At 36.7% G+C, this 25168-nt stretch carries 21 protein-coding genes and 1 other RNA gene; 19 read left to right on the top strand and 3 right to left on the bottom strand.

Going from position 1 to position 25168, the window contains the following annotated elements; all coding sequences use genetic code 11:
* Nucleotides 1-48: 48 nt before the first annotated feature.
* Nucleotides 49-1119 carry an AI-2E family transporter gene (locus JOC49_RS09645; protein ID WP_204664765.1) on the bottom strand — a complete coding sequence of 357 codons (1071 nt, stop codon included), beginning with the start codon at nucleotides 1117-1119 and terminating at the stop codon, nucleotides 49-51.
* Between the two features lie 78 nt (nucleotides 1120-1197).
* On the opposite strand from JOC49_RS09645, the gene ltaE reads away from it, so the two are divergent.
* From ltaE to JOC49_RS09670, 5 genes are all read left to right on the top strand, one after another.
* Nucleotides 1198-2217: a low-specificity L-threonine aldolase gene (gene ltaE / locus JOC49_RS09650; RefSeq protein ID WP_204664767.1), complete on the top strand. Its 1020-nt coding sequence runs from the start codon at nucleotides 1198-1200 to the stop codon at nucleotides 2215-2217.
* A 12-nt stretch (nucleotides 2218-2229) separates the two neighbouring features.
* Nucleotides 2230-2817: a hypothetical protein gene (locus tag JOC49_RS09655; RefSeq protein ID WP_204664769.1), complete on the top strand. Its 588-nt coding sequence runs from the start codon at nucleotides 2230-2232 to the stop codon at nucleotides 2815-2817.
* Between the two features lie 7 nt (nucleotides 2818-2824).
* Complete coding sequence (locus JOC49_RS09660; protein WP_204664771.1) at nucleotides 2825-3730, top strand: RluA family pseudouridine synthase; 906 nt, start codon at nucleotides 2825-2827, stop codon at nucleotides 3728-3730.
* A 39-nt stretch (nucleotides 3731-3769) separates the two neighbouring features.
* Nucleotides 3770-3944: non-coding RNA, 6S RNA (gene ssrS, locus JOC49_RS09665), on the top strand.
* Nucleotides 3945-3998: 54 nt separating this feature from the next.
* Nucleotides 3999-5822 carry an LTA synthase family protein gene (locus JOC49_RS09670; RefSeq protein WP_204664773.1) on the top strand — a complete coding sequence of 608 codons (1824 nt, stop codon included), beginning with the start codon at nucleotides 3999-4001 and terminating at the stop codon, nucleotides 5820-5822.
* 45 nt (nucleotides 5823-5867) lie between these two features.
* Here JOC49_RS09670 and JOC49_RS09675 read toward each other — a convergent pair whose 3' ends face one another.
* The gene (locus tag JOC49_RS09675; protein ID WP_204664775.1) at nucleotides 5868-6359 is read right to left on the bottom strand and encodes a bactofilin family protein; all 492 of its coding nucleotides are present in this window, start codon (nucleotides 6357-6359) and stop codon (nucleotides 5868-5870) included.
* Nucleotides 6360-6367: 8 nt separating this feature from the next.
* Nucleotides 6368-7372, bottom strand: coding sequence for a M23 family metallopeptidase (locus JOC49_RS09680; protein ID WP_204664777.1), 1005 nt, complete (start codon nucleotides 7370-7372; stop codon nucleotides 6368-6370).
* 149 nt (nucleotides 7373-7521) lie between these two features.
* Here JOC49_RS09680 and JOC49_RS09685 point away from each other — a divergent pair, with 149 nt between their 5' ends.
* From JOC49_RS09685 to JOC49_RS09750, 14 genes are all read left to right on the top strand, one after another.
* On the top strand, nucleotides 7522-7947 hold the full coding sequence (locus JOC49_RS09685; RefSeq protein WP_204664779.1) for a MarR family winged helix-turn-helix transcriptional regulator: 426 nt from the start codon (nucleotides 7522-7524) through the stop codon (nucleotides 7945-7947).
* Nucleotides 7948-7964: 17 nt separating this feature from the next.
* Nucleotides 7965-13355: a diguanylate cyclase gene (locus tag JOC49_RS09690; protein WP_204664788.1), complete on the top strand. Its 5391-nt coding sequence runs from the start codon at nucleotides 7965-7967 to the stop codon at nucleotides 13353-13355.
* Complete coding sequence (locus tag JOC49_RS09695) at nucleotides 13342-15144, top strand: YgiQ family radical SAM protein (RefSeq protein WP_204664790.1); 1803 nt, start codon at nucleotides 13342-13344, stop codon at nucleotides 15142-15144. The genes JOC49_RS09690 and JOC49_RS09695 overlap by 14 nt, the downstream gene beginning before the upstream one ends.
* Before the next feature lie 11 nt (nucleotides 15145-15155).
* Nucleotides 15156-16688 carry a histidine ammonia-lyase gene (gene hutH, locus JOC49_RS09700; RefSeq protein WP_204664792.1) on the top strand — a complete coding sequence of 511 codons (1533 nt, stop codon included), beginning with the start codon at nucleotides 15156-15158 and terminating at the stop codon, nucleotides 16686-16688.
* An 18-nt stretch (nucleotides 16689-16706) separates the two neighbouring features.
* On the top strand, nucleotides 16707-16883 hold the full coding sequence (locus JOC49_RS09705) for a DUF896 domain-containing protein (protein ID WP_341534676.1): 177 nt from the start codon (nucleotides 16707-16709) through the stop codon (nucleotides 16881-16883).
* 14 nt (nucleotides 16884-16897) lie between these two features.
* A complete protein-coding gene (locus tag JOC49_RS09710; RefSeq protein WP_204664794.1) occupies nucleotides 16898-17347 on the top strand; it encodes a chemotaxis protein CheW in 450 nt (149 codons plus the stop codon).
* Nucleotides 17348-17454: 107 nt separating this feature from the next.
* Nucleotides 17455-18576, top strand: a complete 1122-nt coding sequence (locus tag JOC49_RS09715) for a sensor histidine kinase (RefSeq protein WP_204664796.1) — start codon at nucleotides 17455-17457, stop codon at nucleotides 18574-18576.
* Between the two features lie 11 nt (nucleotides 18577-18587).
* Nucleotides 18588-19238 (top strand): response regulator, encoded by a 651-nt coding sequence (locus JOC49_RS09720; RefSeq protein ID WP_204664798.1) that lies wholly within the window; start codon nucleotides 18588-18590, stop codon nucleotides 19236-19238.
* Nucleotides 19239-19316: 78 nt separating this feature from the next.
* Nucleotides 19317-20744 carry an aminopeptidase gene (locus JOC49_RS09725; RefSeq protein WP_204664800.1) on the top strand — a complete coding sequence of 476 codons (1428 nt, stop codon included), beginning with the start codon at nucleotides 19317-19319 and terminating at the stop codon, nucleotides 20742-20744.
* A gap of 134 nt (nucleotides 20745-20878) precedes the next feature.
* Entirely contained in the window at nucleotides 20879-21565 is a 687-nt protein-coding gene (locus tag JOC49_RS09730; protein ID WP_207754715.1) for a response regulator transcription factor, read from the top strand.
* An 8-nt stretch (nucleotides 21566-21573) separates the two neighbouring features.
* Complete coding sequence (locus JOC49_RS09735; protein WP_204664802.1) at nucleotides 21574-22989, top strand: sensor histidine kinase; 1416 nt, start codon at nucleotides 21574-21576, stop codon at nucleotides 22987-22989.
* A gap of 69 nt (nucleotides 22990-23058) precedes the next feature.
* Nucleotides 23059-23478, top strand: coding sequence for an Hsp20/alpha crystallin family protein (locus JOC49_RS09740; RefSeq protein ID WP_204664804.1), 420 nt, complete (start codon nucleotides 23059-23061; stop codon nucleotides 23476-23478).
* A gap of 21 nt (nucleotides 23479-23499) precedes the next feature.
* On the top strand, nucleotides 23500-24756 hold the full coding sequence (locus JOC49_RS09745; protein WP_204664806.1) for a S1C family serine protease: 1257 nt from the start codon (nucleotides 23500-23502) through the stop codon (nucleotides 24754-24756).
* A gap of 124 nt (nucleotides 24757-24880) precedes the next feature.
* A complete protein-coding gene (locus tag JOC49_RS09750; protein ID WP_204664808.1) occupies nucleotides 24881-25084 on the top strand; it encodes an S-layer homology domain-containing protein in 204 nt (67 codons plus the stop codon).
* Nucleotides 25085-25168 lie beyond the last annotated feature (84 nt).

The following is a 25168-nucleotide window of genomic DNA, read 5'->3' on the forward strand; positions in this document are numbered from 1 at the left end:
AAAAAAAGTAAAGCATCTGACCAACAGAAACTTTACTTTAATTTGATTTTACGCATTAATGTTCGTGTTTCTAAAAACGCTCTCATAAACTCTAATGGCCACTAGAGTAATCATTACCAGTATTGGACCTAAAATCAAACCTGAAATTCCGATAAATCGATAGCAGGTATACATTGAAAATAACATGATGAGTGGATGTGTTCCAATTTTTGAACTTACAATTCTAGGCTCAATAGTCTGACGTGTTAGTGTAGAGATTAAATAAATTACAAACAGTCCCAAAGCAGTGGAATATTCGGACATCATCAACACAAGAACAATCCATGGCATGTATATGAATGCAGGGCCAACCATAGGAATCAAATCTATAAAAGCGACAGCTGCAGCTATTAGATAACTGAAAGGAATGCCCATAATTGTAAGGCCAATAAATGAAATTAAGTAAGTAATGCTGATGATAATTAACTGTGCTTTTAGGTATTGTTTTATGGTCTCAAATGAATTTTTTTTTAAATGAATGAGCCAAGGAAACTTAATTTTTGAACCATAGTGGGAGACAGTACCTACAACTTTTTCGTGATCTCTTGTTAGAAAATACAATGAGATCAAGAGCATAAATATAAATATACCAATACTCGGAAGGGCTTTGGCAACAGATACAATAATATCAATAGCGCCATTGGTTAACTGAGTTAGGGCACTTAAAAAAACATCGTAAAAATCAAAAAGCAAATCACTAAGCGCGATTGGTGCTTCATACCAAGGCAATTCAAAAACGATTAAGTCTGCTTGTTTGGTAAGAGATTCAATATTTTCTGCAACAGTGCTGAGCAAAGTGGAAATTCCTCGGAGTGCTTGAACGCCTTTATAGACACCAAATGAAATTGCTGTGATTAAAAGTCCAATGAAGATAATTACAACAACAAGTGAAATGAGACTCCTTGGCAAATGGGTCTTTTGTTTTATTTTATCTACCAACCACGAGAGTGGCTTAGACAAGCCAAAAGCAATTGCAAAAGGAATTAAAATAAAAAAGAGTCTAAAACCTATCCAAAGAAGGGCAATGCCTAAAATGAGCATTACAACTATAAACATTAATTTATTCATAAAGATATTCATATGTCCTCCAAAACCCATTCATCGTATGCTATAATTGTACTATAATTCTTCAAAAAATTCACATAAAGGATGATGTTTATGAAATATTTTGATTTTAGAAGTGATACGGTAACCAAACCCACACAAACAATGCGAGATGCCATGTATCGTGCGGAAGTTGGAGATGACGTCTATGGTGATGATCCTACCGTTATTGAACTTGAAAAGAAAAGTGCTCAAATGCTTGGTAAAGAATCTGCTTTATTTATACCCAGTGGAACTTTTGGGAATCAGCTTGCGGTATTAACACATACAAAAAGAGGTGATGAAGTTATACTTGGGGATATGTGCCACATAGTTATGCATGAGGTGGGTGCATCGTCTGTTATTGCAGGGGTACAACTTAGAACTGTTTCTGCAGAAGATGGCTACATGAATCCAAAATATGTAGAGAAACTTATTCGTGAAGAGGACATTCATTATCCAGATACTGGACTTATTTGTGTAGAAAATGCCCATTCAAGTGGTAAAGTTATGACACTTGAAAATATGAAACAGATTTATGAAATTGGGAAAAAGCATGAGATACCAGTGCATTTAGATGGGGCACGTTTGTTTAACGCTGCTTCAGCGCTCAATGTAAAGCCTTCAGAAATTGCAAGTTATGCGGATTCAATAATGTTTTGTCTAAGCAAGGGCTTGTGTGCGCCAATAGGGAGTATGCTTGTGGGAGACACGGCATTTATCGAGCGTGCCAGAAAGAACAGAAAATTAATGGGTGGTGGCATGCGTCAAGCTGGTATAATAGCTGCAGCTGGGATTGTCGCCCTTGATGAAATGGTAGAGCGACTGGACGAAGACCATAAAAGTGCAAAACGCCTCGCCCAAGAATTGGCTAAAATTAAGGGTGTTCATATTTTTGAAGAACGCTTGGACATCAATATGGTTTTTTGTGAAATTGAAGGCATTGAAAATGATGAGCTGTTTGTGACTGAATTGGATAAGAGAGGGTTTTTAGTGAATGGGCCTGAAATGGGAGAGTACCGATTTGTTACAAATTTTTGGACACCAGAGGATGCTGTATTGGCACTGGCAAAGGCAATTGAAGAACTTTTGTAGATAGGAGCCTTTATGAATTACGGATTACAAGATTTAAAAGAAGCTGTAGAGCGTTTGGATGAAGCAATTGAAGATTTAGATGCAGAAGATGTTGACCTTTGTGTAAAACTTATTAAAAATATTGCTTCACAGATTAAGTCTGATTTTTGGTCTCAACATATAGAAAATGATTCTGTAATCATACAACCCGTTAAAAAACACAACAGTGATTTTAATATTATCAACTCATTAGAGTTCTTATATAAGCCAATGCATTTCATTAATGTCTATGAAGGCAACGAAATTGAGTATTATTCTAGAGAACGCACTGAAGAGTTGATGGAATCTGGCGCGATTGATGCCCACAATGATTTTTGGCAACATCATGAAACTGTATACGGCAATGTCTATGGGTCGCTTCCAGTTGAGTTGGTTAACCGTGAAGCTGCGGGAAAATTAACACGATATGGTTGGAAAAAAACAGTTGTCGATATAATTGAATTTAAAAATGAGTGCGATGAAATGGCCATTAGGGAGATTGCAGAGAGCAAATACAGACATTATATAATTATTAGAGAAAAAGAAACCCAAGGGATTCTAGTTCTTCGTTATAATTTTTAGGAGTGCTATGTTTATTAACAATGAAACATTAAAGTTGGCGTATCAAATAGAATCCAGTGAAGACGGATTAAAAGTTATAGATGTTTTAGCATCATCTATGAATATATCCAGCCGCCTAATTCGAAAATGCAAAAATCATAAACAGATCTATTTGAATGGGACTTGGGGATCTGTGAACAGACTTGTTCACGAAGGCGATGTGATTTCGTTAGTGCTAGACCATGATGAAAACACATTTGAGCCCAATGCAATACCCGTAGATATAATTTATGAAGATGGTGATATGATGGCTGTAAATAAACAGCCTTTTCTTGTTGTTCACCCAACTAAGGGACATCCAGTAGGAACCCTTGCAAATGCACTTTCAAACTATCAAAAGACTCGGTGTGAAAATTATAAAATTCGTTTTATCAACCGGCTGGATCGAGATACATCAGGCGTGGTTTTAATTGCAAAAAATGCCTTTGCCCAACAGGTTATTTCTGAGCAAATGAAACTGAATTTAGTGAAAAAAACATATTTTGCTGTGGTGGATGGTGTCGTGACGCAAGATGCTGGTACGATTGATTTGCCAATAGATAGAGCAAATGAAGGGGATATTAAAAGGACTGTTTTAAGTAGTGGTCTTGAGTCCATTACACATTTTCAAGTTATAGAACGGTATTCAAAACATACTTTGGTTAAAATAAATTTGGAAACAGGACGGACTCATCAAATTCGTGTCCATTTTGCCCATATTGGGCATCCAGTCCATGGAGATTCTCTTTATGGAACCACCAGTGTCTATATAGATAGGCAGGCACTTCATTGTGCTGAAATGATTTTTAGTGCACCAAGAACGAAAAATGAAATCTGCGCATCGGCAGAGTTGCCGGCGGATTTGTTAAAATTGATTCACATGCTCACGCATTGAAATCTGGATTATTTTGGTGTATAATATGTTTATCAAAGGCATTGCCTGGGATGTTGGTTGCGTTTATGAATTTTACCACTGATTATTGAACGGGAGAACGCGTTCCCGTGTGGATGGCAAGCTGTCTAGAACAGACGTCAGAAGCATAGGATAGTCCACCCACCTGGAGAAGGTGTGGTGTGAGATTTGTACGCAACGGCATCCTGGACACCATTGAATTTTGTGATTGAGTCGACTGTTGAGTCGGCTTTTTGTTTGGAGGCATAAAATGAAGCCTAAAAAAAGCACATTGGTCTTACTCTTCACACTTTACGTGCTCAAAGTGTTGTACTTTAATTTTGCAACAGATATTCCAATTAATAAAATGCTTTATGGACTCGTTACAATTTCAGTGTTTACCTTGATTTTTGTATGGACCTATAAAAAACCTAAATTGACATTTTTACTGACAGGGCTTATCACCTTGATTATGTATGGCGATATATTGTACTACAGATATTTTATGGACTACTTATCCATTAAATTATTGAATCAGGTTACGTTTGTGGGCTCTGTTATGGAGGTTGTCGTATCTATTATAAGACCTTTTGATTTTATTTTATTTATAGACATAGCGCTTTTATTTTTGCTTAGAAAAAACCTTGTTGACTTTAAACTCTTCAAAAAACGAAAAGCTTTTGTGGCAGCAATGCTTATATTTCCAACGGTGATTTTAAGCATATCATTTTCACAGGTCTATACTGGCATTAAAGAATATGAATTTTTCAACTACCATGTGTATGATCTTATTTCTGCAGATTTTGAAAACAGTAGATTAACGTCTGAAGATCGGAAAGATATTATTACAAGCATTGTAAAGCAACAAGTGGAATCTGTAGACGCGCAACATTTTGGCATAGGAAAAGATATGAACCTAATGGTTATTCAATTGGAGTCTTTTCAAAATGATTTTATTGGCGCGTTTTATAGGGGGCAAGAAATTTTACCAAACCTGAATGCCTTAATAAAAGATCAAGCTTTTTATTTTGACCATTATTATCAGCAACTTGGAAAAGGAAACACATCTGATGCTGAATTTGCTTCTTTAAATTCCTTATATCCTATTTTAACAGGCAATACTTATAATGTTTATGAAAGCAATGCCTTTATGGGACTGCCGTGGATTATGCGAGAAAATGGGTATCAAGCAACCTCTTATCATGGTTATGTGGCATCCTTTTGGAACCGAGAAAACATTTATCCTCATGAAGGATTTGAAACTTCATATTTTGAACGCGATTACATCATGGGAGATAAAATTGTTTTTGGACTGGATGATTATGATTTTTTTATGCAGTCGTTGGATAAAATGAAAGGGAGAAGTGGTAAGCAATTTGATTTTTTGGTGAGTTTATCTTCGCATAAACCTTATTCACTTCAGGCAGAAAAGCAGTTTCTTGATGTGCCAAAGGAAGAGGTGTGTTTTTTTACAGACCATCTTCAGTCCATCCATTATGTAGACCATGTATTGGGTCAGACTATCGAAAAACTTAAAGAAGAGGGTTTGTATGAAAAAACTGTTCTTGTGATCTATGGAGACCACTTTGGAATTGGTGTTGAAAACAAGAAAGCCTTTGAAGCCATGGAAGATTTTTTGGGAAGACCATATAAAAACGAAGACTTACTAAATATTCCTTTAATTATAAGGGTGCCGGGTTTAGGAGAAAGCCAAACAATTTCAACATCTGGAGGCCAAATTGACCTCTTGCCGACACTTCTCAATATAATGGGCGTTGAAAATGAGTATGTAACTTTTGGTCAAGATTTACTTAATGCAAAAGAGGGGTTGGTTCTGTCTCAAACATTTATGGGACCTGGCTCATTTATAACGGATACTGTTGTATATGAAGCCAGTAAAGATCAAGTTTTTGAAAACGGCATTGCATACGATAGGGATACACATGAGCCTGTGAGGATTGAACCTTATCGTAGAATCTTTGAAAAGGCCTTTAGACACTTGGAACTCAGTAAAAGGGTCACAGAAGCTGACGCTGTTCATGATCTTTTATTAGAGTACAAAGAATATCGGTATGGTGTTATTGAAAAAGAATAAAATCCCACTAAAAAAAGGGCATATGCCCTTTTTTTTGATGTCTTTTTATTGTGCGTTTTTAGTTTCTTCAGGTGTATCTTCTTTTTTTGATTTATTATTACGAGGCGTAGATTTTGTAAAATCTACGAGGTTTTTACTTAATGTTTTTGTATTTGGGTCATGTATGCTGCTGTCAACCGTAATTTGCATGTCTTCTTCAGGATCAACAGTACAATTGCCTTTAAAAGATGCCCCTTCTTTTGTATTGAAGCTTTTAGCCAAGACTTCTCCAATTAAAGTGGATTTTTGATGGAGATTTAACTTGCCTTTCACCTTGACATCACCTTCGCAAACACCAAATATTTCTGCATTTGAACAGGTAATGTTGCCATTAACATAAGCATTTTCACTAACAATTACATTGCCAAGTGTAGTAATATTACCAATAATTTTACCATCTACGCGTATGCTGCCTTCGCTGTCTAAATCACCCTTAATAATAGATTTTTCACCAATAACAATGTCGTAATTAGACTCATATTCTTTTTTCTGAAACATAATTCCCCCTATTGTAAAATATTTAGTGGATCCACCGAATCGCCATTATATCGAATTTCAAAGTGAAGATGTGGGCCGGTTGTTCTACCGGTAGACCCCATTTTTCCAATTTGATCCCCTTTCTGAACGGTGTCACCTTCTTCAACAGATATACGGCTCAAATGTGCATACACTGTTTCGTAGCCATATCCATGATCAATGATGATGACTTTGCCGTAGTTTCCGTCGTATCCTTCAAAAGTGACGACGCCAGTTCCAGCTGCCCATATGGCAGTACCTGAAGAATTGGAGATGTCAATGCCGTTGTGCATAGACCGTTGACCAGTTACAGGATGTCTTCTAAAGCCGAAATCAGAACTGATTTTCCCTTTAGTCGGGAAAAAGTCTGGACGAGAATCCAAGTAGGTTAACTGACTTTCAAGTTGAGTAACCAAATCGCTATACGTATCAGAACTTTCGTTAATTAAAGCGCCAATTTCATCATTTACAATGAGTGCCTCTATTTCGTCAAAAAGCAACTGATCTTCACTTATAATTTGTTCTGAAAGTTCAGATTCCACATCAAGTGTTCGTGTATAAGATCGGCTAACAGGAACCGGCAAATCCGATTTTGTTTCCTCGTTAAACATAACAACAAGTTGCGAAATATAATTTTCAGCTTTCTCCATCTCTTCAAGGCGGGTCTTTAAAAACTCAGATGAGTTGTGGAGTGACGTTTTTAAATGTTCAACTTCATCGGCACTGCTTGAATTTATGCTTAAGAGTGAATTGATTTTGTCTTGTGTTTGTATAAGGCTTTCAGACAACTCATGGTTTTCTGATGACAGTGTAACGGCTTCTGCCCGAGATGAAACTGTATCAATCAAAAGTGTTAAATTAACGACAATCAATCCCACCAATATAATAAAGGCAATGGACAGATTGAACTTCCACTGTTTAATCGATTTTTTAGCATTTGGAATAACCATCACAGTAACTTTGTGTTGGTTAAAAAACTCCTTGAACTTATTCATAACCCCTCCGCTTGTAATGTAAACTTAATATATTTTAACATATTAAATGGGAATAGTACAACGATTCTCGAAAATTTAGTTTACCTAATTACTAAAATTCTGTAAAATAGAAGAGTGAGTACTTATATTAAATAAAAATGGAGGCATAAATGAGGGAAAGAACTGTAAGAATAGAAGAGAACTTGAGACGTGTTTGTTTTAAAATTAAAAAGAAAGGCAGAGAGATTTTGAACGATGTTGAAATTACGCCCCCACAATTTGAGGCACTTCAGCATCTGATTTTTCAAGAAAATATGACAATTGGTGAATTGAGTTCGAAAATGTTTCTAGCGTGTAGTACTGTAACTGATTTGTTAGATCGAATGGAACGCAATGATTTGGTAAAACGTGTTAAAGATGAAAACGATCGACGCATTGTTCGGATTGTGGTTTTAGATAAGGGACATGAGTTGCTTGAAAAGGTTATGGAGAACAGAAGAAGTTATATTCAAGATATTTTGGATGGATTTGATGAAGATATTGTTGATGCAATTGACAGAAGTTTTAAACTGTTTAACGAAAAAGTTGAACTTTAATCTCAGGGGGGATTGTTTTGAAAATTATCAACGACAGATATGAAATATTAGAGGCATTAACCAAAGAAAACAACTGGATAGAATATTTGGTCAAAGATACAAAACACTCCACAAAAGAGGCGATTAAACGTATTCGTATCTTTGATACGGAAATGTCAAACTTTGATTTTATTCAGAGGATGGAAACTGAATTCATAGACTTAAAAAACATTGAGCATGAGAATCTTTTATCTTTGTTTGAATTTCAACCAATTTACTCTATCAACGGAAGTCGAATCAGCCGGAAGCAGTATTTTTATACGTATGAGCACTTTGACGAAAAGGACCGTATTTCTTATCTTGACCTCAATAAAACTGAGGTGAATGCTGTTATTGTTCAGCTTTTAAGAGTGATGCGGTTTTTACATCATAGAGGGGTCTATTATAAACACTTAAATTTTGACCATATGGTTATACTCAGGAATCCCCAAGGTGTTACACTTAAACTTGTGGATGTGGCCAATATTTATGTAAACGATTATAATTACAAAAGTGATTTTGAGCGGTTTAATCAATTCATGGCACCAGAGATTATGTGGGGTGAGGAAATTGATGCCACAGTAGACATTTTTTCGTTAGGTGTTGTTTTTTATTACTTGTATTATCAAATCAATTATAAAGAAAGCAATTTTGTTGAAGTTATTAAATCTTCAAGTGACAATAACATACATCAATTTATCTTAAAAGCGACGAGCCATATCCGTGAAGAGCGTCATGAAACCATTCATGCGTTTATTGAAGTGCTTGAAAAATTAATCTGGATTACAGTTGATTTTTCGGATTTGATCTACTACAACCGATATTTTGAAGACACTGAAATTGTAGGTCGTGAGCGGATTGTTAAAGATATAAAAATCTTGTTGCATGAAAAGTACATGAAAACCTTGGCCTATAATGCCATTTATATAAAGGGCGAGTCTGGAATTGGTAAAACGCGAATTTTGCGTGAGATAAGACAGATTTCAAAGTACAATCGATACCCATCTTTGTGGGTTCAAACTAGGCATTCTGATCCATCTCCGTTTGCAACAGTTCGACAAATTTTAAAACATATTTTGGAACTAGATGACGCGTCACCGATACTGTATCAGAAGTATGCGGTTGAACTTGCAAGTGTCCTACCTGAATATGCTGAGGCCTTAAAAGTAGATCGTGACCGAATGATTGATCCAGAGACACAGGCGCTTCGGATTTTAAATCGTGTGTTCAACTTTTTTATTGAATACACATCTGATAAATTCATGGTTCTATTTTTGGACGATGAACAATATATTAAAGATACAGAATCGTATTTTTACAACTTATTGTTAAATCATACGGGCATGTCAAACTACCTGCTGATTATGAGCGGAACTGAACTTCAGAAAAATCAACGGAGCCGGTATGCCAGCATTAGAGTGATTAAATTGCCTTCTCTCACTTTAGAAGAAACAGGTGAGATTATTAAGCATACGCTGGGACTCAGCCAAATCCCATATAAGCTTACACATAGAATTATGATGGAAAATCAGGGAAAGGCCAGTATTACCAAAAGAATACTCTATCAACTTTGGCGTGACGGGCACGTTTATTATGATGTGGCGTCGAACAAATGGAATCTCGACGTTTTTGACGACAAATATGTTTTTGAGTATTATGAAGGCCGTTTGGAGAACTTTCAGACGCTTATAGAAACGCTCGATGACACCTATTTGGATTATCTTTCAAAGTTGTCGGTTTTAAAAGGGTCATTTAACATGAACCTGATTTTTGAGTTTTGTGGTATGGAAGAAGAAGAAGGCTACCGTTTCCTCTCTGAAATGGAGGAAAAACGGTTCTTAAATAAGCGAATTAGCGATGTTGAGTATGTTTTTGTTTTTCAGGACAATGAATTTAAAAAAGTTTTCTATGATATGCTGAGCGAAGATGTTAAACAACAGTACTATCTTGAAGCGGCGGCGTATTTTGAAAAGCGGTATATGGCCAATCAGGAAATTAACGAAAGTCTAATCGATTATTTGTTGCTCAGTGGTAAGAAAAAATATGCATCTGAATATTGCATTATTTTTGCTGATTTGTATTCAAAACAGTATAACAACTTGAAAGCAGCTGATCTATACGAATGGGCACTTGAAATTTTTGAGTCAAATCAAGAACTTGATAGCATTAGAGAAACTGGGCTTAAACTGATTCGTCAGTTGATGAAAATCGGAAAAATAGAAGTCGCACACACAATCTCAAAGCGCATGGAACAGTATTTTTCTGATGATGCGCCTCAATTTGAAATTGACTTAAACCTAGAAGTTGCCCTAATCATGTATTATCGAAATGAAGTTGATACAACCGTTAAACTTTCAAAAAAATGTATTGAAGACTCCAAAAATATAGCTTACATTCATGGAGAATTCACAGGTGTTCAAACTTTATGCAAATGCTTGACGCATTTTGTGGATTTAGATCAACATTTGGAATTGGCGCAACTCTATTTAGACAAGAGTATTGAACTTGGAAATGTCTATTTTGAAGCTGTGTTCCATAATGAAATGGGTGCAAATTATCTTTATCGAAATGCCTTTGATAAAAGTTTGGAAGCCTTTAACAAGAGTATTGAATGCTACAAACAGATTGAAAGTGAAGAGAACATTATTAAACTTTACAACAACATTGGTGTGGTCTATTTTGAAGGTCAAGGCGATTACTTGTCAGCCAGAGAATATTTTAGAAAAGCTCATACCCATGCCTTAAATCGCAACTATCTTGTTGCGCTTCAGATTCATTTAAACAATATTGGTGAAACCTATGTGACAGAAGGTCGTTATGAAATGGCTTTACGTTATTTTGAAGAAGCCCATGAGATTTCTGAGAAAGTCGGCGATAAAAAAATTGACATATTGGCTTTGATGAATATGTGTGGTGCATTGATTAAAGTTGAAAAATATGGGAAAGCATTCACCTTATTAAATCGTTTGGAACATGAGTTTACATCTTTTTCCAAAAGCAACTTTGATCGAATGGATTATTATATCTTACACATTGAGTTTTTTATGGCTGTAAACAGTGTCATGCAAGTAGATGGCTGGAAATATGAACTCAGTCAAGAGAACATTGAAGATGACACGAGAAAATTTAAACTGCGTATTTTGGATTATTATTTAAGCCATCGGAAAAATCAGTTGGACTTACATGAGACAAGTGACTTTCCAAAAGAACTTGAAGAATTGACAGAAAAACTTGTAAAACCGTCAGATGTTGTTCTCGTTAGACGATTTCTTCTGGACGTTATGGTGGACCAGATTATTAATCAGGACTATCTTTCAGCAGAATCTCTTTACAAGCGAGATTCAGCGTTAATTGAAACGTATAATACCAAACGTGTGCGGGTACAACGGGATGTGGTTGCTGCAACTTTATCGGATTATTCAATTTCACGCATTGAAAATCTACTGCCTGTAATCAAGGAATTGTCTTCAGAGTTGCTTTGGAGAGTCTACATGATCCTAGGAAATGAGTATTTGGGAACCGGTAACCTATACCATGCCCTTCGTTATTATTTAATGGCACTGGATGAAGTGTATGACCTCACACAGTTAATTCCTGCAATATATCAAGAAACATATGTCCTCTATGACAATACAAAGATGGCACTTAAGAATAAAATCAACCGAATTACTGGGCGATTGCTGACGTTTGATGGAATTGTGCAAAATACGATCTATGATGAACGGTTTGAAACGGTGGAGGATTATTTTGATCTGAGTCAATTGACGATGCTCTATCAGAGTGAAGAATTTCTCAAATTGGCATATGAAAATACTTTGGATCAAGAAACATTTCTTTTCAAAGATTCGGTTGAATTAATTAAGACACTGGAGAAAGACGAACGTGCCAATTTATCTGCTATTTTAACGTATATCAAGCAGTTTACTTTGGCAGAACGTGGTTTTATTTATTTGCTGGACGAAAACGAGAAAATTGTGGAAACCATAGATACCGTCAATGGTGAAAACATCTATGAAATCAATCATTTGATTAATCTTATAGGCAATGATATTGAAGGGGTTTTTGTTTCCAAATTGGATACCAAAACCAATATTCAGTTGTTAATGGAAGACCAGAAGGGCATGATGTATTTCCCAATTTATGAAGCCTCTTCTGACACACTCAATAAAGAAAATCGTAAAGAAGATTTGTTGCTTTCGAAACAAAAAATTGTTGGATACGTTTATTTGGACTCCACAAATTTGATCAATCGCTTTAATTTAGACACCTTTGAGCAGGCAAAATCCTTTATCAACCTCATCTATGTGTTTATAGACAATTACAATCTAAAACGCGTTTCAACTGTGGATAAATTGACAGGTGTTTATTTGAGAAAGCATCTTGAACAGCAGTTCGCAATACACATGAGTGTTTCAAGGCAAGCAAACCTAAATTTGTCTGTCATCATGCTTGATATTGATAAGTTCAAATTTGTCAATGACACATATGGTCATAGGAAAGGTGATGAAATTCTTTCTAAACTTGGGGAAATTCTCAAAAATTCTGTTAGATCCAGCGACTATGTTGCAAGATATGGTGGCGAAGAATTTATAGTGCTCTTACCTGAAGCAGATGCTTCAGTTGGCTACAAGGTTGCTGAAAAAATCAGAACCTTGATTGAGTCCAACAAACTATTAGGAGAAGATGTGCCATTAACAGTTAGCTTAGGAATTGCAACCTATCCAAAAGATGGTGCCAATGAAGAGGAACTAATTGAAAAAGCAGATCAAGCCCTTTATTATTCAAAAAATAACGGTCGAAATCAATCGACAAGTTGGGATGAAAAGATAATAAAGGAACGTCATAGATATGACAGACTGACTGGAATACTGACGGGAAATATTTCTTCTGATACTAGAAATGTCAAGGCTGTTGTGGATGTTATGAATCAGTTGAATCATGGTATTAGTAGAGATGACAGCATTCGAAATACCTTTATCTCCTTGCTGGATATTACGGAAGGCGATGAGATTCAGTTTATTTTATTTGATGAAGATCAGAAAATTAAGGAAGTACTTTATAAAAAGAAAGGTTTTGATGAAGTTCAAAACATGTTGGTCTTAAGTGAACGCCTCATCAATCGATTTAAGGATAATGTCACCAGCAGTTACTTTATTGATTGGGAAGAAACAAAGTCCTATAAATATGGCGAAGAGACGCCAACGTGGAAATCTTACATTGTTCTTTCAATGAAAGAATTTGGCCACAGCGGTATTTTATCCATTGCTGTAGACATTGCAGAAAAAGAGTTTGATTTTAGCAATTATAATTTTGTGGATGCGTTAAGGCCTGTTTTAGAACATATTTTTTTAGACCGTGTAGATGAAAGGGAATTGAATGATATTAAATGACTTTCTTCCTATGACACAGGAAGATTTGAATAAACTAGGTTGGGAACAACTGGATTTTGTTTTTGTATCTGGGGATGCATATGTTGACCATCCTAGTTTTGGACCCGCTGTTGTATGCAGAGTCCTGCTTGATGCAGGTTATAAAGTTGGCATTATTGCACAACCGGATTGGAATGATCCAAACAGTATTTCTGTTATGGGTAAACCGCGGTTGGGGTTTTTGGTGAGTTCAGGCAATATGGATTCCATGGTGAATCATTATTATGTTTCAAAAAAAAGAAGGCGGACAGACTCATTTACACCAGGTGGCGTCATGGGAAAAAGACCTGATCGTGCGGCCATTGTGTACACCAATTTGATTCGAAAAACTTACCGTGATGTCCCCATAATTCTAGGTGGAATAGAAGCGTCACTTAGACGGTTTGCCCATTATGATTATTGGGATGATAAAGTCAGAAGATCCATTTTATTTGACAGTGGCGCGGATTTACTCGTCTATGGTATGGGTGAACATCAAATTCGGGAAATTGCAGAGTATTTAAACAGCGGTATAGATGTTCAGTACATTATGCATATTCCGGGAACCTGTTATGTGGCTGAAAGTTTGGATCATTTAGATCAGTTTATTGAAATTGATCCTTATGAAAGTGTTTCCACAGATAAAATTTCATATGCAAAAAGTTTTAAAATTCAAAACGATGAACAGGACCCAATTAGAGGACAAACCTTGGTTCAAAGGCATGCCAACAGATTTGTGGTCCAAAATCCGCCAACAATGCCACTTGAACGGTCTGAAATGGACTGGGTTTACAAATTGGGATTTCAGCGAAATTACCATCCAAGTTATGAAGCCATGGGGGGTGTGCCTGCCATACAAGAGGTTAAACTAAGTATTATCAGTGAACGTGGGTGTTACGGGAATTGTTCTTTTTGTGCACTTACCTTTCATCAAGGACGGATTGTGCAGTCTAGATCACATGACTCTATTTTGGAAGAAGCAGTACAAATTACGAAAGATTCGGATTTTAAAGGGTATATCCATGATGTGGGTGGGCCTACTGCAAATTTTAGAGAGCCGGCTTGTGAAAGACAGTTAAAATATGGGGCTTGTAAAAATAAGCAGTGCCTCTTTCCTGAACCTTGTGGAAACTTAAATGTGACACATGAAGATTATTTGACACTCCTTCGAAAATTAAGAGGCTTAGAGGGGGTTAAAAAGGTTTTTATTAGGAGTGGCATTCGATATGACTACTTGATGCACGATCCATCAGATGATTTCTTTTATGAACTTTGTGAACATCATGTGAGCGGGCAATTGAAGGTAGCACCTGAACATATTGATGAGACTGTATTAAATTACATGGGCAAACCAAGCGGAAAATTATATGGGGCTTTTGTAGATAAATTTAATAAGGTTAACCAGACGCTTGGAAAAGAACAGTATGTGATTCCATATCTTATGAGTTCTCACCCTGGAAGCACACTTAAATCTGCAATAAAACTTGCAGAATACCTTAGAGATATTCAGTACACACCTGAACAAGTGCAGGATTTTTATCCAACACCAGGAACACTTAGTACGTGTATGTATCATACTGGGCTAGATCCTAGAACACTGAAAGAGGTTTATGTTCCGAAGACGTCCGGAGAAAAGGCGATGCAAAGAGCACTGCTTCAATTTAAAAATCCAAAGAATTATAATTTGGTATATGAAGCGCTTGTATTGTCTAATCGTCAGGATTTAATCGGTTACCATAAAAAAGCTTTGATAAAACCAAAAAAGAATTAGAGGGGTCGATTATGAAAAACAAAATTGTTATCGATGGGAAAAGTCTTACTTTGGAATCTGTGATGCAAGTGGCCAGACACGGCGCTCTTGTAGAATTGTCCAATGCGTCTGTAGAAAAGGTGAACCGCGCAAGAAAATATGTCGATGAACTTGTGGACTCAAAAAAAGTTGTCTATGGCATTACAACTGGATTTGGAAAGTTTTCGGATGTGGTCATATCAAAAGATGAAACTAAAGGATTGCAGCGGAATCTAATTATTAGTCATGCATGTGGCGTTGGGAAGCCATTTGATGAAGAGATTGTGCGAGCAATTATGCTTTTAAGGGTAAATAATCTTTCTAAAGGGCATAGTGGTGTGCGTATAGAGACCATTAGCACACTGATTGCCATGCTTAATAAAGGGGTTCACCCAATCATTCCCGAAAAAGGATCCTTGGGTGCGAGCGGAGATTTAGCACCACTTGCACATATGGTGTTGGTAATGATTGGTCTGGGAGAAGCGCTATATAAAGGCGAACGTATGTCAGGTGCTAAGGCCATGAAGGCTGCAGACATTGACCCTATTGAACTTACATCAAAAGAAGGCCTTGCGCTGATTAACGGCACTCAAGTTATGACAGCAGTAGGATGCGTTACAGCTTATGAAGCAGTTCAACTTCTAAAACTTTCAGATATTAGTGCTGCACTTACTATGGAAGCGTTAAATGGCATAACAGATGCGTTTGATCCAAGACTTCACGCAGTTAGGCCACATCCAGGTCAAATTAAAACTGCTGAAAATGTCCTTAAGCTTTTAAAAGAGAGCACGCGCACAACACGTCAAGGTGAAATCAGGGTGCAGGATGCTTACACAATACGGTGTATTCCCCAAGTACATGGGGCCAGTAAGGATGCAATTCAGTACATTTTAGACCGCATTCAAATCGAAATTAATGCAGTTACAGACAATCCAATTTTGTTCCCAGAGGACGATGTGGCATTTTCAGGCGGGAACTTCCATGGCCAACCAATGGCGTTGCCATTTGATTTTATGGGGATTGCACTGAGTGAAGTTGCAAATATTTCAGAAAGAAGAATTGAGCGATTGGTAAATCCACAATTGAGCAATTTGCCTGCTTTTTTAACACCACATGGTGGCCTTCATTCAGGATTTATGATTGCACAATATGCGGCAGCAGCCTTGGTTTCAGAAAATAAAATTTTGGCACATCCTGCGAGTGTAGATTCAATCCCTTCTAGCGCAAATCAAGAAGATCATGTGAGTATGGGAACTATAGCCGCAAGAAAAGCTAAAGAAATTCTTTTTAATGCTCAAAATGTAATTGCTATAGAGATGCTTTGTGCGGCACAAGCAATTGATTTTGCTGAGTCGGGAAAATTGGGCAAAGGTACCGAAGTGGCTTATAAAATCATTCGATCGAAAGTGGATAAACTCAATGAAGACCGAGTGATGCATCTGGATTTTGAAAAAATCTATGATATAATAAAAGACAACCAATTGTTGTCAGAGGTAGAAAAGGCCATAGGAGAATTGGCCCATTAGAAAGGTGTTGAATTACAAGTGATAGGACAGGAAAAGTTGGATCGGATTAATTTTCTGGCTCAAAAGAAGAAAACTGAAGGATTAACTGATGCTGAAAAATCCGAGCAAGAAATTTTAAGAAAAGAGTATCTGGAAGCGTTTAAAAAGAATTTCAGGCGTCAACTGGATAATATTGATATAGTCTATAAAGACTGAAGGGAGTAAAGGCGATGGCTTATAAACAGTACATCATTTTTAAACTGAACGATGAAAAATACGCAGCTGAAATCAGTAACATTGCATCCATAACGGATTATTCATCGATTACCACTCTGCCAAATGGGCCTTCTTATATTGACGGTCTTTTGAATCTGAGAGGGGATATTATACCAGTTATTAATCTCAAAAAAAGGTTTAACCTTGCAGATAATCAGATGAAGGAAAAACGTATAATCATTGCCAGACGAGGTGACACACAAATCGGGTTCTTAGTAGATGACGCTTCACAATCTATGTCGGTTGAATCGGATCAGGTTTTACCACCTCCGGTTATTGCCATTCAAAAAAGCAATCGTTATATCTCAGAAGTTTGTATTAAGGACAATGAACTCATTGTGGTAATTGACCTTGAAAAAGTCTTGACGGATGACGAAGTTGAGGAAATTATGGAACTGGCATAGGCATTCTAATCAGTTAAATATAGGACCATTTCATCAAAAAAGCCCTACTTGTTTATTGAGTATGGGCTTTTATGTTATAATACTTTGAGTGAATTTGGAGTGTGTATATGATGGAAAAATTTTCAAGTACAAAAGTTTTGGATCAAATTGTCAACAAAACAGCACTGGCCATTGAAGAAGGCAAAAAAGAAATTTTTGGGATTTCTGAATCTGTTCGCAGAGAAAATGCAACTTTGGAAAGCGAATTGGTTATGACAAAAGCGAAACTTTCCATCATCATTAGTGACGTGGACAAGTTGGAAATTCGGACTCAAATGGCGAAAAATATGATCAAAACCATAAATGAACATTTTGATGAATTTGGCGAAAAAGACATCCGTGAAGCTTATGAACTGTCTGAATCGGTACAACTTTTGTTGTCGAGTAAAAGGCATGAAGAAAGAGAATTGGTTGAAAAGCGCAATACACTTGAACGCATGTTAAGAAACAACAACGAGATGTTAAAAAAGGCTGAAGTACTTGAAATGAAAGTAAGCGTGGCACTTGAGTATTTAACGGGAAATGTCGTTGAACAAATAAAAGAAAAAAAAGATATTGGGCTTAAAATTATTGAAGCTCAAGAACAAGAGAAAAAACGAATTTCCAGAGACATACACGACGGACCAGCCCAATCGCTGGCAAATGTAATATACAAGGCAGAATACGCTTCCAAAGTTATTGACCATGCACCAGGCAAGGCAAAGAAAGAGATTTATGACCTTCAAGAAGATGTGCGCAACATTCTCAATGATATCAGACGGATTATCTACGATTTGATGCCAATGTCTCTGGATGATTTAGGGCTTGTTCCAACGGTTAAGAAATTGGCGATGAATATTAACGATTCTTATAAAGTCAAAGTACATCTTAACACTGTTCAGGAGAGCGTTGTTGAAGATTCACTTGTGAATCTCATGGCATTTAGAGTCATTCAAGAGAGCCTAAATAATATTGTTAAACATTCAAAATCAAAGACAGCTACAATTGACTTGCAGATTCTGGATGATTTTTTGAAAGTTGATATTTGGGATGAGGGCAAAGGTTTTAATGTTGAAGAAATAGAACACAACCCAAGTGGTTATGGTCTTTATAACATGAAAGAACGTGTGGAGATTGTGAATGGTGATATTTCCATTGAGTCATCTCCCAAAAAAGGCACACATATAAAATTAAGAATTCCAAATCAGTAATGGAGGAAATTATGGATACAATTAGGATTGTAATTGTGGACGATCATGCATTAATAAGAGAAGGCCTTAAAAAGTTATTGGAACTTGATCCAAAATTTGAAATTGTTGGATTGGCAGATAACGGAAAAAAAGCGCTAGAAATCGTAGAGAAAAAAAATCCTGATGTGGTTCTTTTGGACATTAATATGCCAGAATTAAATGGTATTGAGTGTTTGAAAAAACTCAAGCAACAGTTTAGCGATGTAAAGGTTATTATGTTGACCATACACGACGATTCCGAGTATTTAATTGAAACCGTTAACATTGGCGCTGAAGGGTATGTTTTAAAAGATGCCGACGTTTCCCAACTTTCAAATGCGATTCAAAAGGTACATAATGGCGAAATATATATTCATCCTTCCTTATCTGGTGTACTTGTAAAAGAGTATAAGCGGAAGGAAGATACTTACAACGATCTAAGAAATAGACGGCTAACAAAGCGGGAGTTGGAAGTTTTAAAATTAATTGCTCAAGGCATTAACAACCGAGACATATCGGGTCAATTGTTTATCAGTGAAAAAACGGTGAAAAATCATATTTCCAGTATCTTTAAAAAATTAGGTGTAAATGACAGAACGCAGGCAGCCCTCTATGCAATTAAACATAATGTTACGAAAATTTAATTTACTTGCGCTCGTATAAAATATTTTATATGCTAGAGTTGACAGAAAATTTCAATTAATAATTCGAGGGGGTTTCCAATGGAAAACAAAAGTAAGTTTGAAGACTTGTCCAAAGCGCTGAATCATTCTTTTAAAAACGCATGGGAAGCGATGGATGAAGCTGAAACAAAAGTCTGTTTTGAGTTTAGTGAAGGGTATAAAGCATTTTTAAATGCTGGTAAAACTGAGCGTGAAAGTGCTAGAGAAATTAGAAAATTGGCTGAAGCAAAGGGCTATAAGAATATTGAACTCTATTTGAGCGGAAAAGAGAAGTTGGTAAAAGGCTCTAAAATATATGCTGTAAACCGCGATAAATCCATCGTTTTATTTTTAATGGGTGAGAAGCCGTTAAAAGAGGGCATGAACATTGTTGGTGCGCATATAGATGTACCTAGATTGGATTTAAAGCCATTCCCACTTTATGAAGACAGTGACATGGCGTTTTTTAAGACGCATTACTATGGTGGTATTAAAAAATATCAATGGACAGCAACACCTTTGGCACTTCATGGTGTAGCAATTGATAAAAACAACAACAGAATTGATATTGTAATTGGCGAAGATGAGGCCGATCCTGTATTTGCCATCACTGATCTTTTACCACACTTGTCGAAAGATCAAATTTCAAAAACACTTGCTGAAGGCATTGATGGAGAAACACTCAATGTTCTTGTGGGTCATATGCCAATGGGTGATGATAAGACAAAAGACAAAATCAAACTTCATATTTTAAATATTTTGAAAGAAAAATATGGTTTGGTTGAAGAAGATTTCTTAAGTGCGGAATTTGAAATTGTTCCAGCTGGCAAAGCAAAAGACCTTGGATTTGACAGAAGCATGATTTCGGCTTATGGACATGACGATCGTGTTTGTAGTTATACGGGTATGATGGCGTTATTAGATCTAGAAAATGTTGAAACCACTGCTGTTGGTATGTTTATGGATAAAGAAGAAGTAGGCAGTCAAGGGAATACAGGCTCACACTCTAGATTTTTCGAAAACATCGTTGCAGAGTTAATTGCAGTACAAGAAGAAAATTTCACAGATCTTTACCTCAGAAGAGCAATTTCAAAGACTAAAGTATTGTCTGGTGATGTTGGTGCTGCTTTTGATCCAAATTACGCAGGTGCTTATGAAAAACGCAACTCTGCTTATGTTGGAAAAGGCGTTCAATTGGTTAAATACACTGGTGCTAGAGGAAAAGGTGGCTGTAATGATGCCAACGCAGAATTCCTTGGTGAAGTCAGAAACCTCTTCAATGCAAATGACATTGTTTGGCAAATTGGAGAACTTGGTAAAGTAGATCAAGGTGGCGGCGGTACAATTGCCTATATTCTTGCCAATTCCGATGCTGAAGTTGTAGACTGTGGTGTACCGGTATTAAGCATGCATGCACCTTATGAAATCGTGAGTAAAGTAGATGTTTATATGACTTATAAAGCATACAAAGCATTTTTCAACAGATAATGGACATAATTTGTTCAAATTTCATTCACGATAACAAATAGATGTTAAGTCATAAATATTGTATAATGGATATTGAGAGAATGAGCATTAACTATAATGCTCATTTTTCATATTTAAGTTGGAGGGGGATTATTATGAATAAACGCATTTTTGTCATTGACGATGATGAGAACATTAGAGAATTAATTTCACTTTACCTAGAAAAAGAAGGCTATGCTGTTGACCAGTTTGAAAGTGGTGAAAAAGGCATTGAAGCATTAAAAATTAGTGCGCCTGATCTGGTTATGCTCGACATTATGATGCCGGGTATGGATGGGTACGATACGCTTAAAGAAATTCGGAAAATCGGTAAGACACCTGTTATTATGGTAACGGCAAAGGATGAGACCTTTGATAAAGTACTGGGCCTTGAGCTGGGGGCAGATGATTACATCGTTAAACCCTTTGAGCCTAAAGAAATGACAGCTCGTGTAAAAGCCGTTATCAGACGTTTTCAAAGTTCTGATACAACCAGTACAGATGGGATTGTGAGTGTCCCTAATTTGGTCATTAATATGTCAGATTATAACGTTACGTATTTTGGTAATGTCTTGGAACTTCCACCTAAGGAGATAGAACTTTTGAATTATCTTGTCAGCAACCCAAATCGTGTTTTCACAAGAGAACAGTTGTTGGACCGCATATGGGGCTATGATTTCTTTGGCGAGACGAGAACAGTAGATGTTCACATAAAGAGATTACGCGAAAAATTTGATCGTGATCAAAATGGATGGGAAATTAAGACGGTCTGGGGCGTTGGCTATAAATTTAAGTTGGATTAGAGGGCTTTATGAAGACAATTTTTCATAAATTTGCATTTGTCTATATTTTAATATTTTTAATCTCATTTATATTAATCATAGTGGGTGTAAGATCAGTACTTGACATATATTTTGTAAGTCATGAAACGGATTTGATTGTAAAACGCGTCTCCAATTATGAGGAATTGGTTAATTCCAGATATATTAACTCAATTAGTTTGAACTTGCTTCAAGAACAGATTATGCTTCTAGATGGATATACCGGGGCAAATATTTGGCTGTTTACAGAAAGTGGTGATTTATACACCACAGAGGTCGATGAAATTTTTATTGATCCCACTAAATATGGAGATTTATCCGCCGATGTTTCTGAGGTGTTTGCTGGGAAAACAACATCCAGAGAAGTTCTGAACAAGGAAGTTTATGCGGATCGAGTTTTAAGAGTTGGTTATCCCTTTACAGTAGGCGAAACCCGTTATGCTATGTTTATTAATGTCCCGATGCCTGAGATTGAAGATACCATTTCAAAAGTTTCCGTGATAATTTTTATCTCTTTATCATTTTCGGGAATACTGGCCGTATTTTTGATTTTCTTCATTACACGTCGAATGGGTTATGAGATTCAAGTGATTAACGAGGCTGCTCAGTACATTGCTGAAGGAAACTTTGATAAAAAAATCATCATTAACCGGAAAGATGAACTGGGTGATTTGGCGAAAAGTTTCAATATCATGGCTGACAAATTGGACCAGCAAGAAAAAACAAAACGGATGTTTATATCAAGTCTTTCACACGATCTAAGATCACCGCTAACAAACATAAAAGGGTATACACGTGGGATATTGGATGGCACAATTGAAGTCGAAAAGCAAAATCGTTATTTAAATATTGTCCTTAACGAGAGTGAAAGGCTTATTAAAATGATCAATGATCTTCTGGATTTATCTAAGATGGAGTCTGGGTCACTTGTGCTGAATAAGACGGATTTTGACTTAAACGAAGTCATTGTAAATGTGCTTGATAGCTTTGAGCAGGTTATTATTGAAAAAAGAGTTAAATTGACTGTAGATTTAGCCCACGATAAAATTAAAGCCCATGGGGATTATGCTTCAATTCAGCGTATTGTTTTTAACCTTTTGGATAATGCCACAAAATTTGTGGATTTAGATGGTACGATTAGTGTCCGAACAGAACTAAAAGGGGACAAGTATTACGTTGGGATTAACAACACCGGAAATGTGTTGACAGATAAAGAACTCCAGCGCATTTGGGACCGGTTTACAAAACTTGACAAGTCAAGAGGGCTTGAAAAGAAATCATCGGGTCTTGGACTTTCAATTGTTAAAGAGCTTATTAAAGCCCATCACGAAGAGATTAAAGTCTACAGCAACGAAGATATTGGTGTGGCATTTATCTTTACAGTCTCTACACAAATTTTCAAATAAGCTTTATTGATTATTCATATTTTGTTAAAGAAACTGACGTAAGATAATTACAGTGGGAGGTGTGTAAAATTGTTGAAGATTAATCCAGAGAAATTCAGTTCTAAGCATAGACAGGCACTCGATCAACTTTTTTACGATGTCATGGAGGAAAAAGTCAGCTGTGCTGTAAAAAAAGGCGACCATGTAATCAATACTTTTGATGTGGATGTTCGTGAGAACGATTATGGCTTTCTGGTAGAAGCAGAGTTGCCGGGCATAAGTATTGAAGAAATTAGCATTGTCTATGAAGATAATTTTTTGAGTATTATTGCAAAAAGGGCTGAAGAAAGCGACTTGGATGCATACGGTTTTATACGTCGAGAAAGAAGATACGGCACTTTTAGACGCAACTTTTTAGTGGAGGATGTGGATGTACAAGGCATAAAAGCCACACTAAAAAACGGCGTTTTAAAAGTAAGTCTCCCTAAAATTTCAAAAGATCTTTATTAAATTTTGGTGAGGTGAAGCAATATGGATTTTGAAAAGTATGACCGAACAGAAGAAGATATCTTTTATGGGACACCGAGAACGGTAGAAAACACCCCTTCGGGTGGGCCAAAAAAAGGACGTGGCAAGCAATTTTTTGTATTTTTACTGATTTTAGCTTTGATCTCCGGAACAACGTATACAATCGGGTATTATTATGGGCAAATCAATTTAAACACATCCAAAATAGAAACACAAGTTCAAACGCTTTTAAAAGACAATTATGAAGCAGAAATTTACACAGCGGTAGCGGACTACCTAGATGAAAATGGGACAGATGTCCAGCGGATTGATACGGATTATTCGCAAATCTACGACAACATCAGCGGATCGATTGTGGGCATTACAAGCAAGAAGACCTATTATGACTGGTTTAATATACAAAGACAAACTGGTGGGTCTGGTTCTGGCGTTGTAGTGGGTGAAACACCGGATGCTTTTTACATTGTTACAAACTTTCATGTGATTGATGGTGCAACTGAAGTTGTGGTGGATATTACAGAAGGTGAAGTTGCAGAGGCGAAACTGGTAGGGCATGATTCTGATACAGACCTTGCCGTTGTATCCATACAAAAAAGTGACATTTCTGAACTGATTGTAAACACAATGAAGCCAATTCAAATTGGCGATTCTAATATGCTTAAAGTGGGTGAGCCTGCCATTGCGATAGGGAATCCACTTGGGTATAACCGCACACTGACAGCTGGTTTTGTGAGTGCACTTGACAGAGATGTTCAAGATGATGCTGGGGTGAAGTATATACAAATTGATGCTGCCATTAATCCTGGGAATTCAGGTGGGGCACTTGTAAACCGTAAAGGAGAGCTAGTTGGCATCAACACAGCAAAAATTGTGGACACACAAGTTGAAGGCATTGGATTTGCAATTCCATCCAATACAATGAAACCTATTGTAGACGAAATTATTGAAAATGGATACGTTTCTAGACCTTATATTGGTATAGGTGGGGTTGAAATTGGTGAAGATGATTCAGAACTCTACGAAATTCCAATGGGTGTTATGATTCGTTACATTTATGAAGGGTCTCCTGCTGAAAAGGCTGGCCTAAAAGAGTCAGATCTTATTATTGGTGTAGACAGCGTAAAAGTATTTACGATGGATGACTTGACTGGATATATTTCAGACCTTAAACCGGGTGATACAATTGATTTAAAAATTATTCGCAATGGCGATGAGAAAATGACTGTTGAAATTGTACTTGGAAATAGAGGTCAAAATTAAAAAATAATAAAAAAAGTGATAAAGACAGGCTTACAGGGCCTGTCTTTTTTTTGTCAATTGTGGTGTTTATTCATAAAAAAGGGTATTTATTTATATTGTTATAGTGCACAGGGGGGTGTTGTAAGTGTTTAAAACCAAAGGTGTTTTGATCTTTCTGAGTTTGATTTTAATCGTGTCGTCTGTACCAATGGTGGGGTTTGCAGAACTGATTTCACAAGAGGCACAGCTGTATAGAGACGTTAAGGGTGAGGATTGGGCTAAAGAAGCGGTATTATGGTGCCAGGCCAATGGCATTATTCAGGGGACACCAAACCATTATTTTAACTAAAATAGCCGAGAAGTCCCCCGCCTCTAAGCCACCTTGCTCACGGAGTGAGAGTGCAGGTGGGGGATGAATCGGCTTGTTTTTGAC

The organism is Fusibacter tunisiensis (genome assembly GCF_016908355.1).
Lineage (GTDB): Bacteria > Bacillota > Clostridia > Peptostreptococcales > Acidaminobacteraceae > Fusibacter_D > Fusibacter_D tunisiensis.

Excerpts from the sequence above, each read along its gene's own strand:
- JOC49_RS09645 (WP_204664765.1), bottom strand. The coding sequence starts at position 1,119 with ATGAATATCTTTATGAATAAATTAATGTTTATAGTTGTAATGCTCATT.
- ltaE (WP_204664767.1), top strand. The coding sequence starts at position 1,198 with ATGAAATATTTTGATTTTAGAAGTGATACGGTAACCAAACCCACACAA.
- JOC49_RS09655 (WP_204664769.1), top strand. The coding sequence starts at position 2,230 with ATGAATTACGGATTACAAGATTTAAAAGAAGCTGTAGAGCGTTTGGAT.
- JOC49_RS09660 (WP_204664771.1), top strand. The coding sequence starts at position 2,825 with ATGTTTATTAACAATGAAACATTAAAGTTGGCGTATCAAATAGAATCC.
- JOC49_RS09670 (WP_204664773.1), top strand. The coding sequence starts at position 3,999 with ATGAAGCCTAAAAAAAGCACATTGGTCTTACTCTTCACACTTTACGTG.
- JOC49_RS09675 (WP_204664775.1), bottom strand. The coding sequence starts at position 6,359 with ATGTTTCAGAAAAAAGAATATGAGTCTAATTACGACATTGTTATTGGT.
- JOC49_RS09680 (WP_204664777.1), bottom strand. The coding sequence starts at position 7,372 with ATGAATAAGTTCAAGGAGTTTTTTAACCAACACAAAGTTACTGTGATG.
- JOC49_RS09685 (WP_204664779.1), top strand. The coding sequence starts at position 7,522 with ATGAGGGAAAGAACTGTAAGAATAGAAGAGAACTTGAGACGTGTTTGT.
- JOC49_RS09695 (WP_204664790.1), top strand. The coding sequence starts at position 13,342 with ATGATATTAAATGACTTTCTTCCTATGACACAGGAAGATTTGAATAAA.
- hutH (WP_204664792.1), top strand. The coding sequence starts at position 15,156 with ATGAAAAACAAAATTGTTATCGATGGGAAAAGTCTTACTTTGGAATCT.
- JOC49_RS09710 (WP_204664794.1), top strand. The coding sequence starts at position 16,898 with ATGGCTTATAAACAGTACATCATTTTTAAACTGAACGATGAAAAATAC.
- JOC49_RS09715 (WP_204664796.1), top strand. The coding sequence starts at position 17,455 with ATGATGGAAAAATTTTCAAGTACAAAAGTTTTGGATCAAATTGTCAAC.
- JOC49_RS09720 (WP_204664798.1), top strand. The coding sequence starts at position 18,588 with ATGGATACAATTAGGATTGTAATTGTGGACGATCATGCATTAATAAGA.
- JOC49_RS09725 (WP_204664800.1), top strand. The coding sequence starts at position 19,317 with ATGGAAAACAAAAGTAAGTTTGAAGACTTGTCCAAAGCGCTGAATCAT.
- JOC49_RS09730 (WP_207754715.1), top strand. The coding sequence starts at position 20,879 with ATGAATAAACGCATTTTTGTCATTGACGATGATGAGAACATTAGAGAA.
- JOC49_RS09735 (WP_204664802.1), top strand. The coding sequence starts at position 21,574 with ATGAAGACAATTTTTCATAAATTTGCATTTGTCTATATTTTAATATTT.
- JOC49_RS09745 (WP_204664806.1), top strand. The coding sequence starts at position 23,500 with ATGGATTTTGAAAAGTATGACCGAACAGAAGAAGATATCTTTTATGGG.